The organism is Pseudomonas sp. NPDC087697, assembly GCF_044743155.1.
Classification (GTDB): domain Bacteria; phylum Pseudomonadota; class Gammaproteobacteria; order Pseudomonadales; family Pseudomonadaceae; genus Aquipseudomonas.
Window position 1 is genome coordinate 121,388 of sequence record NZ_JBIUVW010000009.1, and the last position, 13,492, is coordinate 134,879.

Below are 13,492 nucleotides of genomic sequence, written 5' to 3' on the forward strand. Positions count from 1 at the left end.
CACCAAAGCTTCATGGCGATGACACCGGGGCTACATAGCCTGACTTTGCACAACAAAGTCGATCGACTGCAACCCAAGACGGGTGAGCAGCCCGTACGGAGATTCGCAATGACTCAGATCGCCCGCATCAGCGACACCGGCAATGAACGCCGCCTGCAAGCCGAACGCCTGATCGGTGCGCAGGCTTTGCAGGAAGCCCAGGCCCTGCGCTTCAACGTTTTCAGCGGCGAGTTCAACGCCAAGCTCAAAGGCGCAGAGTTGGGTCTGGACATGGATGACTATGATGTTCACTGCGCACACATTGGCGTGCGTGATTTGAATACCGGACGCCTGGTGGCAACCACGCGTTTGCTCGACCATCAGGCCGCCAGCAGCCTGGGGCGTTTTTACAGTGAAGAAGAGTTCAGCCTGCACGGCCTGGTGCATTTGCAAGGCCCGATCCTGGAAATCGGTCGCACCTGCGTCGACCCGGCCTACCGCAACGGCGGCACCATCGCTGTGCTCTGGGGTGAACTGGCCGAAGTGCTGAATCAGGGCGGCTACAGCTACCTGATGGGTTGCGCGAGCATCCCGATGCAGGACGGCGGGATTCAGGCCCAGGCGATCATGCAGCGCTTGCGTGAACGGTATCTGTGCACCGAACACCTGCGCGCCGAACCGAAGAAGCCGCTGCCGGCCCTCGACATCCCGTCCAACGTGATCGCGGAAATGCCGCCACTGCTCAAGGCCTACATGCGTCTGGGCGCGAAGATCTGTGGCGAACCGTGCTGGGATGAAGATTTCCAGGTCGCCGACGTGTTCATCCTGCTCAAGCGCGACGAGCTGTGCCCGCGTTATGCCAAGCACTTCAAGGCGGCAGTCTGATGAGCCGGCTGCGGGTGTACGCGCGGATCGCGCGAGTGCTGCTGGTGGTCGCGCTGGGCTTGAGCATGGCCAGCGTGTTCGGGCTGTTCGAGCGCATGGGCGTGGCCAACTCGATGGTGCGGCGCCAACGCTGGTCGCGTTTTTTCATGGCGCGCCTGGGCAACGCCTTGCCGTTTCGCGTGACGGTTCACGGTGAGCTGCCGCAACAACCGATGCTCTGGGTCAGCAACCATGTGTCATGGACCGACATCCCGTTGCTGGGCATGCTCACGCCGTTGTCGTTCCTGTCCAAGGCCGAAGTGCGTACCTGGCCGGTGGCTGGCTGGCTGGCGGCCAAGGCTGGCAGCCTGTTCATTCGTCGGGGTTCGGGTGACAGCCAACTGATCCGCAAACAGATGAGCCGTCATCTTGAACAAAACCATCCGCTGCTGATGTTTCCCGAAGGCACCACCACCGATGGTCGTTCGCTGCGCACCTTTCACGGTCGCTTGCTGTCCGCCGCCATTGATGCAGACGTGGCACTGCAGCCGGTGGCGGTTCGTTATCTGCGTGACGGTCAGATCGACCCACTGGCACCGTTCATTGGTGACGACGACCTGCTCTCGCACCTGATGCGCCTGTTCGCCAACAATCAGGGCGACGTCGAAATCCATCTGCTCAAGCCGATTGCCTGCCACGGCCAGGAACGCGCAGCGCTGGCCTTTGCCGCGCAGCAAGCAGTGCAGAAGGCGTTGTTCGGGACAATCCCGGAAACCCAGCAACGCCCTTTGCGTCCAGCCATAGCCGCCTGACGCAAATCCCCTGAAGGAACAAAAGCCCCCTGTGGGAGCGAGCTTGCTCGCGATAGCGCTTCAGCATTCAACGATGATGTTGACTGACACACCGCTATCGCGAGCAAGCTCGCTCCCACATTAGATTTTCGCTATGAGGTGGTCTTGCGCAAACCTCTGCAACTGCGGATAGAACAAGCGGAAATCATCACTCAACGGTTCATACAGCCGCCGCAATTCATCCATCGCCGCGGCCAGTTCTTCAGGCCGCGACAGGCGCCGTGAAATCCCCCGCAGCACCTGGTCCAGCACCGCAAATTCCCGATAAGAACCGAGCCAGTCATTCGCCGCCATGTGTGGGGCGATCTGCGCCAGTCGCCCTGGCAGCATGGGTTCGGCGGCGAGCACCCGGTACACCTCCGAGGTGAAACGCGAAAGTGGCAGGTCGGCATACAACGCCCAGTCCCGCGCCAGGCAATGGTCGAAAAACACATCGAGCACGATCCCGGCATACCGCCGTCGAGTCAGCGTAAATCGCGACAATGCCACATCGACCAACGGATGGCGGTCGGTGAACACGTCGATGCTGCGATGCAACTGAATGGCCGCTTCGATCTCTGGATTGAACTGCCCTTGCAGCCGGCCTTTGACGAAATCGCCATACAAACTGCCGAGCAATTGACCGGGACGCTGGCCACCGAGGTGAAGATGTGCGAGATAGTTCATGCCGCGTAGCTTAGCACTGCGCCATTCATATCGTTATAACTCGATATACCGATTCAGGCTGACCTCAGATCAAAATCATATTTGTATATCGCGAAATGACGATTTAAAGTTCGCCTCATCGCGATATAACGTTTTACCCAACCCGAGCACTGCCATGTCCACCATTGACCTCGACGAAATAATAAAAGCCCTGGCACACCCAGTACGGCGAGACATCCTGCACTGGCTCAAAGACCCGACCGTCGAATTCCCCGACCAGTCCCACAGCAACGAGCACGGTGTCTGCGCCGGGCAGATCGATCAACGTTGCGGCTTGTCGCAGTCCACTGTTTCCGCCCATCTGGCGACCCTGCAACGCGCCGGCCTGATCAGCAGCCGTAAAGTCGGCCAGTGGCATTTTTTCAAACGCAACGAGGAAACCATTCAGGAATTCCTCCGCACATTCAGCAAAGAGCTCTGACCCTTTACGTCAGTACGCCGATAAGGAATCAACAATGCCCCTCTCGCTCCTCATCCTGGCCTTGAGCGCCTTCGCCATCGGTACCACCGAGTTCGTCATCATGGGCTTGCTGCCCGATGTGGCGACCGACCTCGGTGTGTCGATCCCCGGCGCCGGGTGGCTGGTGACCGGCTACGCCCTGGGCGTCGCCGTCGGTGCACCGTTCATGGCAATGGCCACCGCCAAATTGCCACGCAAGGCTGCGCTGGTCGCGTTGATGGGCATTTTCATCGTCGGCAACCTGCTCTGTGCATTGGCCAGTGACTACAACGTGCTGATGTTTGCCCGCGTGGTGACTGCCCTTTGCCACGGTGCATTCTTCGGTATCGGTTCGGTGGTCGCGGCGGGGCTGGTTCCGGCTAACAAGCGCGCTTCGGCCGTGGCGCTGATGTTCACCGGCCTGACCCTGGCCAACGTGCTTGGCGTACCGCTGGGCACTGCGCTGGGTCAGGAAGCCGGCTGGCGTTCGACCTTCTGGGCGGTGACCGTGATCGGCGTGATTGCGCTGATCGGCCTGATCCGCTTCCTGCCCGCCAAACGCGACGAAGAGAAACTCGACATGCGTGCCGAACTCGCGGCCCTCAAAGGCGCCGGGATCTGGTTGTCGCTGAGCATGACCGTACTGTTCTCCGCGTCCATGTTCACCCTCTTCACTTACGTCGCACCGCTGCTGGGCGACGTCACCGGGGTTACGCCCAAAGGCGTGACCTGGACCCTGCTGCTGATCGGCCTCGGTCTGACAGTGGGCAACATCATCGGCGGCAAACTGGCGGACAAGCGCCTGGCCGCGACCTTGATCGGCGTGTTCATTTCCATGGCGGTGGTCTCGACCGCACTGAGCTGGACCAGCGTCGCCGTGATCCCGACCGAAATCACCTTGTTCCTCTGGGCCACCGCTGCCTTCGCCGCCGTACCGGCGCTGCAAGTCAACGTAGTGACCTTCGGCAAAGCCGCGCCAAACCTGGTGTCGACCCTGAACATTGGCGCTTTCAACCTGGGTAACGCCCTGGGTGCCTGGGTCGGCGGCAGCGTCATCACCCACGGTTTCGGCCTGACCAGCGTGCCCCTTGCGGCCGCTGCGCTGGCGATCCTGGCGCTGCTGGTGACCCTGATTACTTTCCGTCAGAGCGGCAATGCCGAGCTGGCTCCCGCTACTAACTGATCACTAACGAGGGTTGTATCTCATGACGACTATTTTCGATCCGATCAAACTTGGCGACCTGCAACTGGCGAACCGCATCATCATGGCGCCACTGACCCGCTGCCGCGCCGACGAAGGCCGTGTACCGAACGCACTGATGGCTGAATACTACGTGCAGCGCGCTTCCGCCGGCCTGATCCTCAGCGAAGCCACTTCGGTCACTCCGATGGGCGTCGGCTACCCCGACACCCCGGGCATCTGGTCCAACGACCAGGTACGTGGCTGGAGTAACGTGACCAAAGCGGTCCACGGTGCCGGCGGCAAGATCGTCCTGCAACTGTGGCACGTTGGCCGGGTTTCGCACCCTTCCTACCTGAATGGCGAAGCGCCGGTTGCGCCTAGCGCCATCCAGCCAAAAGGCCACGTCAGCCTGGTTCGCCCATTAGTCGACTACCCAACACCGCGCGCACTGGAAACCGCTGAAATCGCCGATATCGTCGATGCTTACCGCGTCGGTGCGGAAAACGCCAAAGCCGCCGGTTTCGACGGCGTGGAAATCCACGGCGCCAACGGTTACCTGCTCGACCAGTTCCTGCAAAGCAGCACCAACCAGCGCACCGACAACTACGGCGGCTCCCTGGAAAACCGTGCCCGCCTGTTGCTGGAAGTGACCGACGCAGCGATCGAAGTCTGGGGCGCGGGCCGCGTAGGCGTGCACCTGGCACCACGGGCCGACTCCCATGACATGGGCGACGACAACCTGTCCGAGACCTTCACCTACGTCGCTCGCGAACTGGGCAAACGCGGCATCGCGTTCATTTGCTCCCGCGAGAAAGAAGCCGGCGACAGCCTCGGCCCACAACTGAAAGAAGCCTTCGGCGGCCCGTACATCGCCAACGAGCGCTTCACCAAGGACAGCGCTAATGCCTGGCTCGCCAGCGGCAAGGCTGATGCGGTCGCCTTCGGTGTGCCATTCATTGCCAACCCGGACCTGCCGGCACGTTTGAAAGCCGATGCGCCGCTGAACGAAGCGCGTCCGGAACTGTTCTATGGCAAAGGGCCGATTGGTTATATCGATTATCCGGCGATGTAAGTTTCAACAATTGAAACAAAAAAGCCCCGACTCGAAAGAGCCGGGGCTTTTTTATTACTCGCAGCCACCCAAAAACAAAACAATCACAGACATACAACATCAACCCAGACAAAAAAACCACATCCTCCGCATTTTAAAATATCCAGCAAACAATATCCAACCTGAAAAACTTGCTAGACCACGCACAAAAAATCATTATCCACTCCGTCGACATACTAACTTGTCAACAATAATAAACCCCTCTAACCCTTAACACCAAGCCATCTTCAACAGAGAAAAAAATCAATGAACTACAAACAAGAATCACAACGTATCAAAGAAGAAAAACTTAAAGCCATCTATGAAAAACGCAAAAGCACCGAATGGAAAAAGTTCAACCAAGGCAAAAACACAATAGAACTACTGGTTTACATCCATAACAACACATCTGAAACGATCCAGCTTTCTGAAACAGACTTCGAAATCGAAGACTTGTCCAAATGTGATATCCTGCCCTACTCCACCGCCTCGATGGGCGCACAGAGTAACTTTGACCACAACAGACTCGGAGCATTTAGTCCCGGCGACAAAACCTTTATCAAGAAGTTTTTCAAATATGGTGCAGGTGGCAAGCAATGTCATTTTGATACACGCTTGGTGGTGAAATCCTCGTTCGGCTATGTTGCTCCCACCCGCACGCCGGTTTGGGAGCATCGAGCACGCTCCATAGGCCGAGAACGTCTGGACTGCTCATCTCAATTGAGAGACCGCGATCCCCAAGCGCCCTACAGCTACTGGCTGGATGTCCACATCGGAAAAGAACAGCCCGGAACCCTGCTCGCAAACGCATTACAGACTGACTTGGACAGCATAGAATTGGCAGAGCAGACCTACGTGGACAGTATGGAACCCAGCTTGTCAGCAGGAAAGTTCCCAACGCATTCTCAGTACCCATATAGTTTCAAAGAGTCCATATTTAGCAGCCGGGATGATTCAGATAAAAACACAATCACTGCTGTATTTTTTATTACCAACAATACATCCGAGAGATTTGAACTCATAGACAGCAACATCCATCCAAAGCACTTACACCCAGTAGCAAAATCTCTAAGACCTCATGAACTCACCTACTTCAGCGAAAAAACAGCGTCCAATCTCATCAACCTGAGCACCACCGATCAAAATAACAGAGCGCATGGACATCGATTTTTCACTTACAGCAATGCCGCGGGTGACAAAGTCTTTCAGATCACTACAGACTTTAGACTTGGAATTCCAATTTATAGCAAAACCTGGAATCATAAGGCAGTTTCAATCGGAGCCGCTCACGTGAACTGCACCTCCACGTTGAATTACTCATTGCATCAAGCGCCTTACAGTTATCTGGTCGATATCCAGATCGAATAAACGCTCATTGCGTGGTGCCTCTCCCAGCAGTGTTTTACAACGTTTGCCTGGCATCCACACAACCAGACCGCAAAGACAAATCAGAACGATTCCATTGATCGGCTGCCCCACACCCTCAAAAACGGGGTCGCTCACACTCGTTCACAGACGCGCAACAAATCACCTACAAAATACGTAGCTCACTACCTATCAACCAGACCAGCATCCGTATATAACAGCAGCCTATTACGAGAAGGCGAGCGAAGGGATGAACCTTCGCTCGCCTAAAGTGTTGACACAACCGGACTCAATTACGCATTTTGTCGAAGGCTTGGGCTAAAGCGCAGCATGTCCAACCCGGTCTCGACCCAACGCTCGGCTTCGGTGTGCAGCTGGAAGCTGTCAGGCGCCAACAGCCATTGGTACAGAATACCGTCGATATAGGCATGAACGCTGATCGCCGCGCGGGCCGCGTCAAGCGTGTCCGGGAGCTGGCCCCGTTTCATCGCATTACGCAACGCCAGTTCGATACGCACATTGCAATCCAGGCTGACCGCGCGGCGCTGCTGACGCAGGTCACACATTTCATCAGTGAATTCGCACTTGTGAAACAGAATCTCATTGATGCGTCGGGTCTTCGGGTCCAGGGCAACTTGATGAAACAAATGAATCAGCAGTTTGCGCATGCATCCCAACGGATCCTCTTCGTCTTCGCTTTCGCTCGCCCTGGCCATCTCATCCAGCGGCTCATGCAAGCTGTCGAGCATGGCCTGAACCAGATCCGCCTTGTTGCTGAAATGCCAGTAGATGGCCCCACGCGTAACGCCGGCCAGGGTGGCGATATCCGCCAGCGTCGTGCGCGCCACACCCCGTTCGTAAAAGGCTTTCTCTGCCGCTTCGAGTATCTGGCTTCGGGTTTCTTGAGCTTCCTCTTTGGTGCGACGGACCATGGTAGTAAAACCTCAATCAGGAATGCTTCAGCGATGTCTGCACACCGTCTGAACAAATGTGGGGCGAGCTCTCTGAGGGCTCGTCCCCGGCCTACAATTCATGCCTTGCATCGACTTTTGTAACCGGGTGGGTACTGAGCAAGGCTATTTACAAACAACCATGAACGTAAGTATATTCCTTAGCAAGCTACTTATCCACTCAGCACAGTTTTTTTACCTTTCCACTTTTCTTGTGCGCAATTTGCGCGCCTGACCCGAGGATCTTCATGCAATTCAAGCCAGCTGTTACCGCTCTGGTTACTGCCGTCGCCCTGGCATCGCTGCTCAGCGGATGTAAAAAGGAAGAGGCGGCCCCTGCCGCTCCAGCCCCTCAGGTCGGCGTCGTAACCCTTCAACCTCAAGCCTTTACCCTGACATCCGAGCTGCCGGGCCGCACCACGGCCTACCGCATTGCGGAAGTTCGTCCACAGGTCAACGGCATCATTCTCAAGCGCCTGTTCAAAGAAGGCGGCGAAGTGAAGGAAGGCCAGCAGCTCTATCAGATCGATCCTTCGATCTATGAAGCCACGCTGAACAGTGCGCAAGCCAACCTGCAATCGACCAAGTCGATTTCCGATCGCTACAAACAACTGGTCAACGAGCAAGCCGTAAGCCGTCAGGAATACGACACGGCCGTGGCCAACCGATTGCAATCGGAAGCTGCCCTGAAAAGCGCGCAGATCAACCTGCGTTACACCAAAGTACTGGCGCCGCTGTCCGGGCGCATCGGGCGTTCTTCGGTTACCGAAGGCGCACTGGTCAACAATGGCCAAACCGATGCCATGGCCGTCATCCAGCAACTGGACCCGATCTACGTCGACGTGACCCAGTCCTCGGTCGAGCTGCTGGAGCTGCGCCGCGAACTGGAAAGCGGTCGCCTGCAAAAGGCTGGCGAGAATGCCGCCATGGTCAAGCTGACCCTCGAAGACGGCAGCGAGTACAAGCAACAGGGCAAGCTTGAGTTCTCTGAAGTGTCGGTCGACCAGACCACCGGTTCCGTGACTTTGCGCGCAGTGTTCCCGAACCCTGAGCACACCCTGCTGCCGGGCATGTTCGTTCACGCTCAGTTGCAAGCCGGTGTGAACGCCGCAGCGATTCTCGCGCCGCAACAGGGCGTGACCCGTGACCTCAAAGGTACGCCAACCGCTCTGGTGGTCGGTGCGGACAACAAGGTCGAACTGCGCCAGCTCAAGGCCAGCCGCACGGTTGGCAGCCAATGGCTGATTGAAGACGGCCTCAAGGCCGGCGATCGCTTGATTACCGAAGGTCTGCAATTCGTCAAACCGGGTGTTGTAGTCAAAGTCAGCGACGCGACTAACGTAGCAGCGAAAAACCCGGCCCCTGCGCAGGCAACAAACAAAGTAGCGGGCGGTAAAGGGGAGTAAACCATGTCGAAATTTTTTATCGACCGTCCGATTTTCGCCTGGGTAATTGCCCTGGTGATCATGTTGGTCGGGGCTCTATCGATCCTCAAATTGCCAATCAACCAGTACCCGAGCATCGCCCCACCGGCGATCGCCATTTCCGTCACCTACCCAGGTGCTTCTGCACAGACCGTGCAGGACACCGTGGTGCAGGTGATCGAGCAGCAGCTCAACGGTATCGATAACCTGCGTTATGTGTCCTCGGAAAGTAACTCCGACGGCAGCATGACCATTACCGCGACCTTCGAGCAGGGCACCAGCTCCGACACCGCGCAGGTTCAGGTCCAAAACAAACTGAACCTGGCCACCCCGCTGCTGCCGCAAGAAGTGCAGCAACAGGGTATCCGCGTGACCAAGTCCGTGAAAAACTTCCTGATGGTCATCGGCGTGGTCTCGCGCGACGGCAGCATGACCAAGGACGACCTGTCCAACTACATCGTTTCCAACATGCAGGACCCGATCTCGCGGACTGCCGGTGTCGGTGACTTCCAGGTGTTCGGTGCCCAGTACGCCATGCGTATCTGGCTCGACCCGGCCAAGTTGAACAACTTCAACCTGACCCCGGTCGATGTCAAAACGGCCATCGCCGCACAAAACGTCCAGGTTTCCTCCGGCCAGCTCGGCGGCCTGCCAGCCCTGCCCGGCCAGCAACTGAACGCCACGATCATCGGCAAGACCCGCTTGCAGACGGCCGAGCAGTTCAAGGAAATCCTGCTTCGGGTCAACAAGGACGGCTCGCAGGTTCGCCTGTCTGATGTCGCCGATGTCGGCCTCGGTGGCGAGAACTACAGCATCAGCGCCCAGTTCAACGGCAGCCCGGCTTCCGGTCTGGCGGTGAAACTGGCCAACGGTGCCAACGCCCTCGACACTGCCAAGGCGCTGCGCAAGACCATCAACGACCTCAAACCGTTCTTCCCGGAAGGGATGGAAGTGGTGTTCCCGTACGACACCACTCCGGTGGTGACCGAGTCGATCAAGGGCGTGGTTGAAACCCTGGTCGAAGCGATCGTGCTGGTGTTCCTGGTGATGTTCCTGTTCCTGCAAAACTTCCGCGCCACGGTCATCACTACCATGACCGTCCCTGTGGTTCTGTTGGGTACGTTCGGGATCCTCGCGGCGTTCGGTTTCAGCATCAACACCCTGACCATGTTCGGTATGGTGCTCGCCATCGGCTTGCTGGTGGACGATGCCATCGTCGTGGTGGAAAACGTCGAACGGGTGATGAGCGAAGAAGGACTGTCGCCCAAGGAAGCCACCAAGAAATCCATGGGCCAGATCCAGGGTGCACTGGTCGGTATCGCGCTGGTTCTGTCGGCGGTACTGCTGCCGATGGCGTTTTTCAGCGGCTCGACCGGGGTGATCTACAAGCAGTTCTCGATCACCATCGTTTCGGCCATGGCGTTGTCGGTCATGGTGGCCTTGATCTTCACCCCAGCGCTTTGCGCCACCATGCTCAAGGCCATTCCGAAAGGCGAACACGGCGTCCCGAAACGCGGCTTCTTCGGCTGGTTCAACCGCAACTTCGACCGTAGCGTCAAAAGCTACGAGCGCGGTGTCGGCAACATACTCAAGCACAAGGCGCCGTACCTGCTGGCCTACATCATCATCGTGGTCGGCATGATCTGGCTGTTCGCGCGAATCCCGACAGCGTTCCTCCCGGAAGAAGACCAGGGCGTTCTGTTTGCCCAGGTCCAGACCCCGGCCGGCTCCACCTCCCAGCGCACCCAAGTGGTCGTGGACGAGATGCGTGAATTCCTGCTGCGTCCTGGCAAGGATGGCGGTGAAGGCGATGCGGTGAACTCAGTGTTTACCGTGACCGGCTTCAACTTCGCCGGTCGTGGCCAGAGTTCAGGCATGGCGTTCATCATGCTCAGGCCATGGGACGAACGGAACGCCGACAACAGCGTGTTCAAGGTCGCGGCCCGTGCCCAACAGCACTTCTTCACCTTCCGTGATGCCATGGTGTTTGCGTTCGCGCCACCTGCGGTACTGGAACTGGGTAACGCCACCGGCTTCGACGTGTTCCTGCAGGACCGCGCCGGCATCGGTCACGACAAGTTGATGGCTGCCCGCAACCAGTTCCTCGGCATGGCGGCGCAGAGCAAGGTGTTGTCGCAGGTGCGTCCGAACGGTCTGAACGACGAACCGCAATACCAACTGGAAATCGATGATGAAAAGGCCAGTGCCCTGGGCATCACGATGACCGACATCAACAACACTCTGTCGATTGCGCTGGGCAGTAGCTACGTCAACGACTTCATCGACCGTGGTCGGGTGAAAAAGGTTTACGTACAAGGCCAGCCGGGTGCTCGCATGAGCCCTGAAGACCTGAAGAAATGGTACGTACGCAATAGCAAGGGCACCATGGTTCCGTTCTCCGCATTTGCCAAGGGCGAGTGGATCTACGGCTCGCCGAAGCTGGCGCGTTACAACGGCGTAGAGGCAATGGAAATCCTCGGTGCTCCGGCGCCTGGTTACAGTACCGGTGAGGCCATGGCCGAAGTCGAAGCCCTGGCCCAGAAACTGCCGGCCGGTGTCGGTATTTCCTGGACCGGTCTGTCGTATGAAGAACGTCTGTCTGGCTCGCAAGCACCTGCGCTGTACGCATTGTCATTGCTGATGGTCTTCCTCTGTCTGGCGGCGCTGTACGAAAGCTGGTCGATTCCGATTGCGGTGATGTTGGTTGTACCGCTGGGGATCATCGGTGCCCTGCTCGCTACCAGCCTGCGCGGCCTGTCCAACGACGTGTACTTCCAGGTAGGTCTGTTGACGACCATCGGTCTGGCATCGAAAAACGCCATTCTGATTGTCGAGTTCGCCAAGGCGCTGCATGAACAGGGACACAGCCTGACGGAGGCAGCCATCGAAGCCTGCCGGATGCGTCTGCGACCGATCATCATGACCTCGCTCGCGTTCGTCCTTGGTGTGGTACCACTGGCTATTTCCACGGGTGCAGGTTCGGGTAGCCAGCATGCGATCGGTACCGGGGTAATCGGCGGCATGATCACCGCCACCGTGCTGGCGATCTTCTGGGTCCCACTGTTCTTTGTCACCGTGTCGTCGATGGGTCAACGCAAGACTGCGGATCAGGATGACGCTATTGAAACTCCTAACGAGGCTAGCCAATGAGCAAGTCGCTACTCTCCCTGGCCATCGCCGCGTTCGTGCTCGGTGGCTGCTCGCTGATACCGGATTATCAGCAGCCCGCGGCACCGATTGCGCCGCAATACCCCCAAGGTCCGGCGTACTCGCCGGCCCAGGCCGCGAGCCAGGCCGCCGCAGAACAGGGCTGGAAGCAGTTTTTCCATGACCCGGCGCTGCAACAGCTGATCCAGACCGCTCTGGAGAACAACCGCGACCTGCGTGTCGCGGCGCTGAACATCGACGCCTTTGCGGCCCAATATCGCATCTCGCGCGCCGACCTGTTCCCGGCCGTCTCGGCGACCGGCAGCAGCAGCCGTCAGCGGATTCCTGCACGCTTGTCGCAAACAGGTCAGGAAACCATCACCAGCACCTACTCGGCCACCGTGGGCGTCAGCGCGTATGAACTCGACCTGTTCGGTCGCGTTCGCAGCCTGAACGAACAAGCGCTGCAATCGTACTTCGCCACTGAAGAAGCACGCCGCAGCACCCAGATCAGCCTGGTGGCCAGCGTGGCCAATGCCTACCTGACCTGGCAGGCCGACAAGGAACAGCTGAAACTGTCCCAGGACACCCTCGCCACCTTCGAAGAAAGCTACCGGCTCACCGCCCGAAGCAACGAAGTCGGCGTGGCTTCAGCGCTGGATCTGAGCCAGTCGCGTACGGCCGTGGAGACCGCGCGGGTACAACAGGCGAAATTCACTCGCCTGGTTGCCCAGGATGAAAACAACCTGACGCTGCTGCTCGGCACCGGCCTACCGGCCAACCTGGCAGCCGGCCAACCGCTGTCGGACGACCTACTCAGCGATGTGCCGGCCGGTCTGCCTTCCGACCTGCTGCAACGTCGCCCGGACATCCTTGCAGCCGAACACAAGCTCAAGGCCGCCAACGCCAATATCGGCGCCGCACGGGCAGCGTTCTTCCCGAGCATCAGCCTGACCGCCAATGCCGGCACCCTGAGCCCGGACCTCTCCGGTCTGTTCAAGGGTGGTTCGGGGACCTGGTTGTTCCAGCCGCAAATCAATCTGCCGATCTTCAATGCCGGTAGCCTGAGCGCCAGCCTGGATTACTCGAAAATCCAGAAAGACATCACCATCGCGCAGTACGAGAAGTCGATCCAGACCGCCTTCCAGGAAGTCTCCGACGGCCTCGCCGCACGCCTGACCTTCAACGAACAGTTGCAGGCCCAGCGTGATCTGGTTGCCGCCAACCAGAATTACTACCGCCTGGCCGAGCGTCGCTACCGCATCGGTGTCGACAGCAACCTGACCTTCCTCGACGCCCAGCGTCAGTTGTTCAGCGCGCAGCAATCGCTGATCACCGACCGCCTCTCGCAACTAGTCAGCGAAGTGAACCTGTACAAGGCTCTGGGTGGTGGCTGGAATGCGCAGACCGCGAAGAACGAGCCGGTGAAAGAAGAAGCACCGAAGCTGAAGATGTTCTGATAACAATGTTCTAGCAACACCTGCAAAAACGAAGC

At 58.2% G+C, this 13,492-nt stretch carries 11 protein-coding genes; 9 read left to right on the forward strand and 2 right to left on the reverse strand.

Annotation, left to right across the window (positions count from 1 at the left end; all coding sequences use genetic code 11):
- Nucleotides 1-108: 108 nt before the first annotated feature.
- Complete coding sequence (gene olsB, locus ACIPIN_RS09730; RefSeq protein ID WP_123428195.1) at nucleotides 109-864, forward strand: L-ornithine N(alpha)-acyltransferase; 756 nt, start codon at nucleotides 109-111, stop codon at nucleotides 862-864.
- Nucleotides 864-1,655: a lysophospholipid acyltransferase family protein gene (locus ACIPIN_RS09735; RefSeq protein ID WP_401117865.1), complete on the forward strand. Its 792-nt coding sequence runs from the start codon at nucleotides 864-866 to the stop codon at nucleotides 1,653-1,655. Before olsB ends, ACIPIN_RS09735 begins: the two co-directional genes overlap by 1 nt.
- Before the next feature lie 120 nt (nucleotides 1,656-1,775).
- On the opposite strand, the gene ACIPIN_RS09740 is transcribed toward ACIPIN_RS09735, so the two are convergent.
- Nucleotides 1,776-2,360, reverse strand: a complete 585-nt coding sequence (locus ACIPIN_RS09740; RefSeq protein WP_401117867.1) for an ACP phosphodiesterase — start codon at nucleotides 2,358-2,360, stop codon at nucleotides 1,776-1,778.
- Nucleotides 2,361-2,514: 154 nt separating this feature from the next.
- Between ACIPIN_RS09740 and ACIPIN_RS09745 the strand changes: the two genes are divergently transcribed.
- From ACIPIN_RS09745 to ACIPIN_RS09760, 4 genes are all read left to right on the forward strand, one after another.
- Complete coding sequence (locus tag ACIPIN_RS09745) at nucleotides 2,515-2,820, forward strand: ArsR/SmtB family transcription factor (protein ID WP_401117869.1); 306 nt, start codon at nucleotides 2,515-2,517, stop codon at nucleotides 2,818-2,820.
- 34 nt (nucleotides 2,821-2,854) lie between these two features.
- On the forward strand, nucleotides 2,855-4,021 hold the full coding sequence (locus tag ACIPIN_RS09750) for an MFS transporter (protein WP_401117871.1): 1,167 nt from the start codon (nucleotides 2,855-2,857) through the stop codon (nucleotides 4,019-4,021).
- Nucleotides 4,022-4,043: 22 nt separating this feature from the next.
- The gene (locus ACIPIN_RS09755) at nucleotides 4,044-5,093 is read left to right on the forward strand and encodes an alkene reductase (RefSeq protein WP_401117872.1); all 1,050 of its coding nucleotides are present in this window, start codon (nucleotides 4,044-4,046) and stop codon (nucleotides 5,091-5,093) included.
- Nucleotides 5,094-5,378: 285 nt separating this feature from the next.
- Complete coding sequence (locus ACIPIN_RS09760; protein WP_401117874.1) at nucleotides 5,379-6,479, forward strand: hypothetical protein; 1,101 nt, start codon at nucleotides 5,379-5,381, stop codon at nucleotides 6,477-6,479.
- A 290-nt stretch (nucleotides 6,480-6,769) separates the two neighbouring features.
- Here ACIPIN_RS09760 and emhR read toward each other — a convergent pair whose 3' ends face one another.
- Nucleotides 6,770-7,408 carry an efflux system transcriptional repressor EmhR gene (gene emhR / locus ACIPIN_RS09765; RefSeq protein ID WP_401117876.1) on the reverse strand — a complete coding sequence of 213 codons (639 nt, stop codon included), beginning with the start codon at nucleotides 7,406-7,408 and terminating at the stop codon, nucleotides 6,770-6,772.
- 266 nt (nucleotides 7,409-7,674) lie between these two features.
- Here emhR and emhA point away from each other — a divergent pair, with 266 nt between their 5' ends.
- The 3 genes from emhA to adeC are packed head-to-tail and all read left to right on the forward strand — an operon-like array spanning nucleotide 7,675 to nucleotide 13,457.
- Nucleotides 7,675-8,832: an efflux RND transporter periplasmic adaptor subunit EmhA gene (gene emhA, locus ACIPIN_RS09770; RefSeq protein WP_401117878.1), complete on the forward strand. Its 1,158-nt coding sequence runs from the start codon at nucleotides 7,675-7,677 to the stop codon at nucleotides 8,830-8,832.
- Between the two features lie 3 nt (nucleotides 8,833-8,835).
- The gene (gene emhB / locus ACIPIN_RS09775; RefSeq protein WP_401117879.1) at nucleotides 8,836-12,000 is read left to right on the forward strand and encodes an efflux RND transporter permease subunit EmhB; all 3,165 of its coding nucleotides are present in this window, start codon (nucleotides 8,836-8,838) and stop codon (nucleotides 11,998-12,000) included.
- Nucleotides 11,997-13,457, forward strand: coding sequence for an AdeC/AdeK/OprM family multidrug efflux complex outer membrane factor (gene adeC / locus ACIPIN_RS09780; protein WP_401117881.1), 1,461 nt, complete (start codon nucleotides 11,997-11,999; stop codon nucleotides 13,455-13,457). The genes emhB and adeC overlap by 4 nt, the downstream gene beginning before the upstream one ends.
- Nucleotides 13,458-13,492: the final 35 nt, after the last annotated feature.

Excerpts from the sequence above, each read along its gene's own strand:
- ACIPIN_RS09760 (WP_401117874.1), top strand. The coding sequence starts at position 5,379 with ATGAACTACAAACAAGAATCACAACGTATCAAAGAAGAAAAACTTAAA.
- emhA (WP_401117878.1), top strand. The coding sequence starts at position 7,675 with ATGCAATTCAAGCCAGCTGTTACCGCTCTGGTTACTGCCGTCGCCCTG.
- ACIPIN_RS09755 (WP_401117872.1), top strand. The coding sequence starts at position 4,044 with ATGACGACTATTTTCGATCCGATCAAACTTGGCGACCTGCAACTGGCG.
- ACIPIN_RS09745 (WP_401117869.1), top strand. The coding sequence starts at position 2,515 with ATGTCCACCATTGACCTCGACGAAATAATAAAAGCCCTGGCACACCCA.
- emhR (WP_401117876.1), bottom strand. The coding sequence starts at position 7,408 with ATGGTCCGTCGCACCAAAGAGGAAGCTCAAGAAACCCGAAGCCAGATA.
- emhB (WP_401117879.1), top strand. The coding sequence starts at position 8,836 with ATGTCGAAATTTTTTATCGACCGTCCGATTTTCGCCTGGGTAATTGCC.
- olsB (WP_123428195.1), top strand. The coding sequence starts at position 109 with ATGACTCAGATCGCCCGCATCAGCGACACCGGCAATGAACGCCGCCTG.
- adeC (WP_401117881.1), top strand. The coding sequence starts at position 11,997 with ATGAGCAAGTCGCTACTCTCCCTGGCCATCGCCGCGTTCGTGCTCGGT.
- ACIPIN_RS09740 (WP_401117867.1), bottom strand. The coding sequence starts at position 2,360 with ATGAACTATCTCGCACATCTTCACCTCGGTGGCCAGCGTCCCGGTCAA.
- ACIPIN_RS09750 (WP_401117871.1), top strand. The coding sequence starts at position 2,855 with ATGCCCCTCTCGCTCCTCATCCTGGCCTTGAGCGCCTTCGCCATCGGT.
- ACIPIN_RS09735 (WP_401117865.1), top strand. The coding sequence starts at position 864 with ATGAGCCGGCTGCGGGTGTACGCGCGGATCGCGCGAGTGCTGCTGGTG.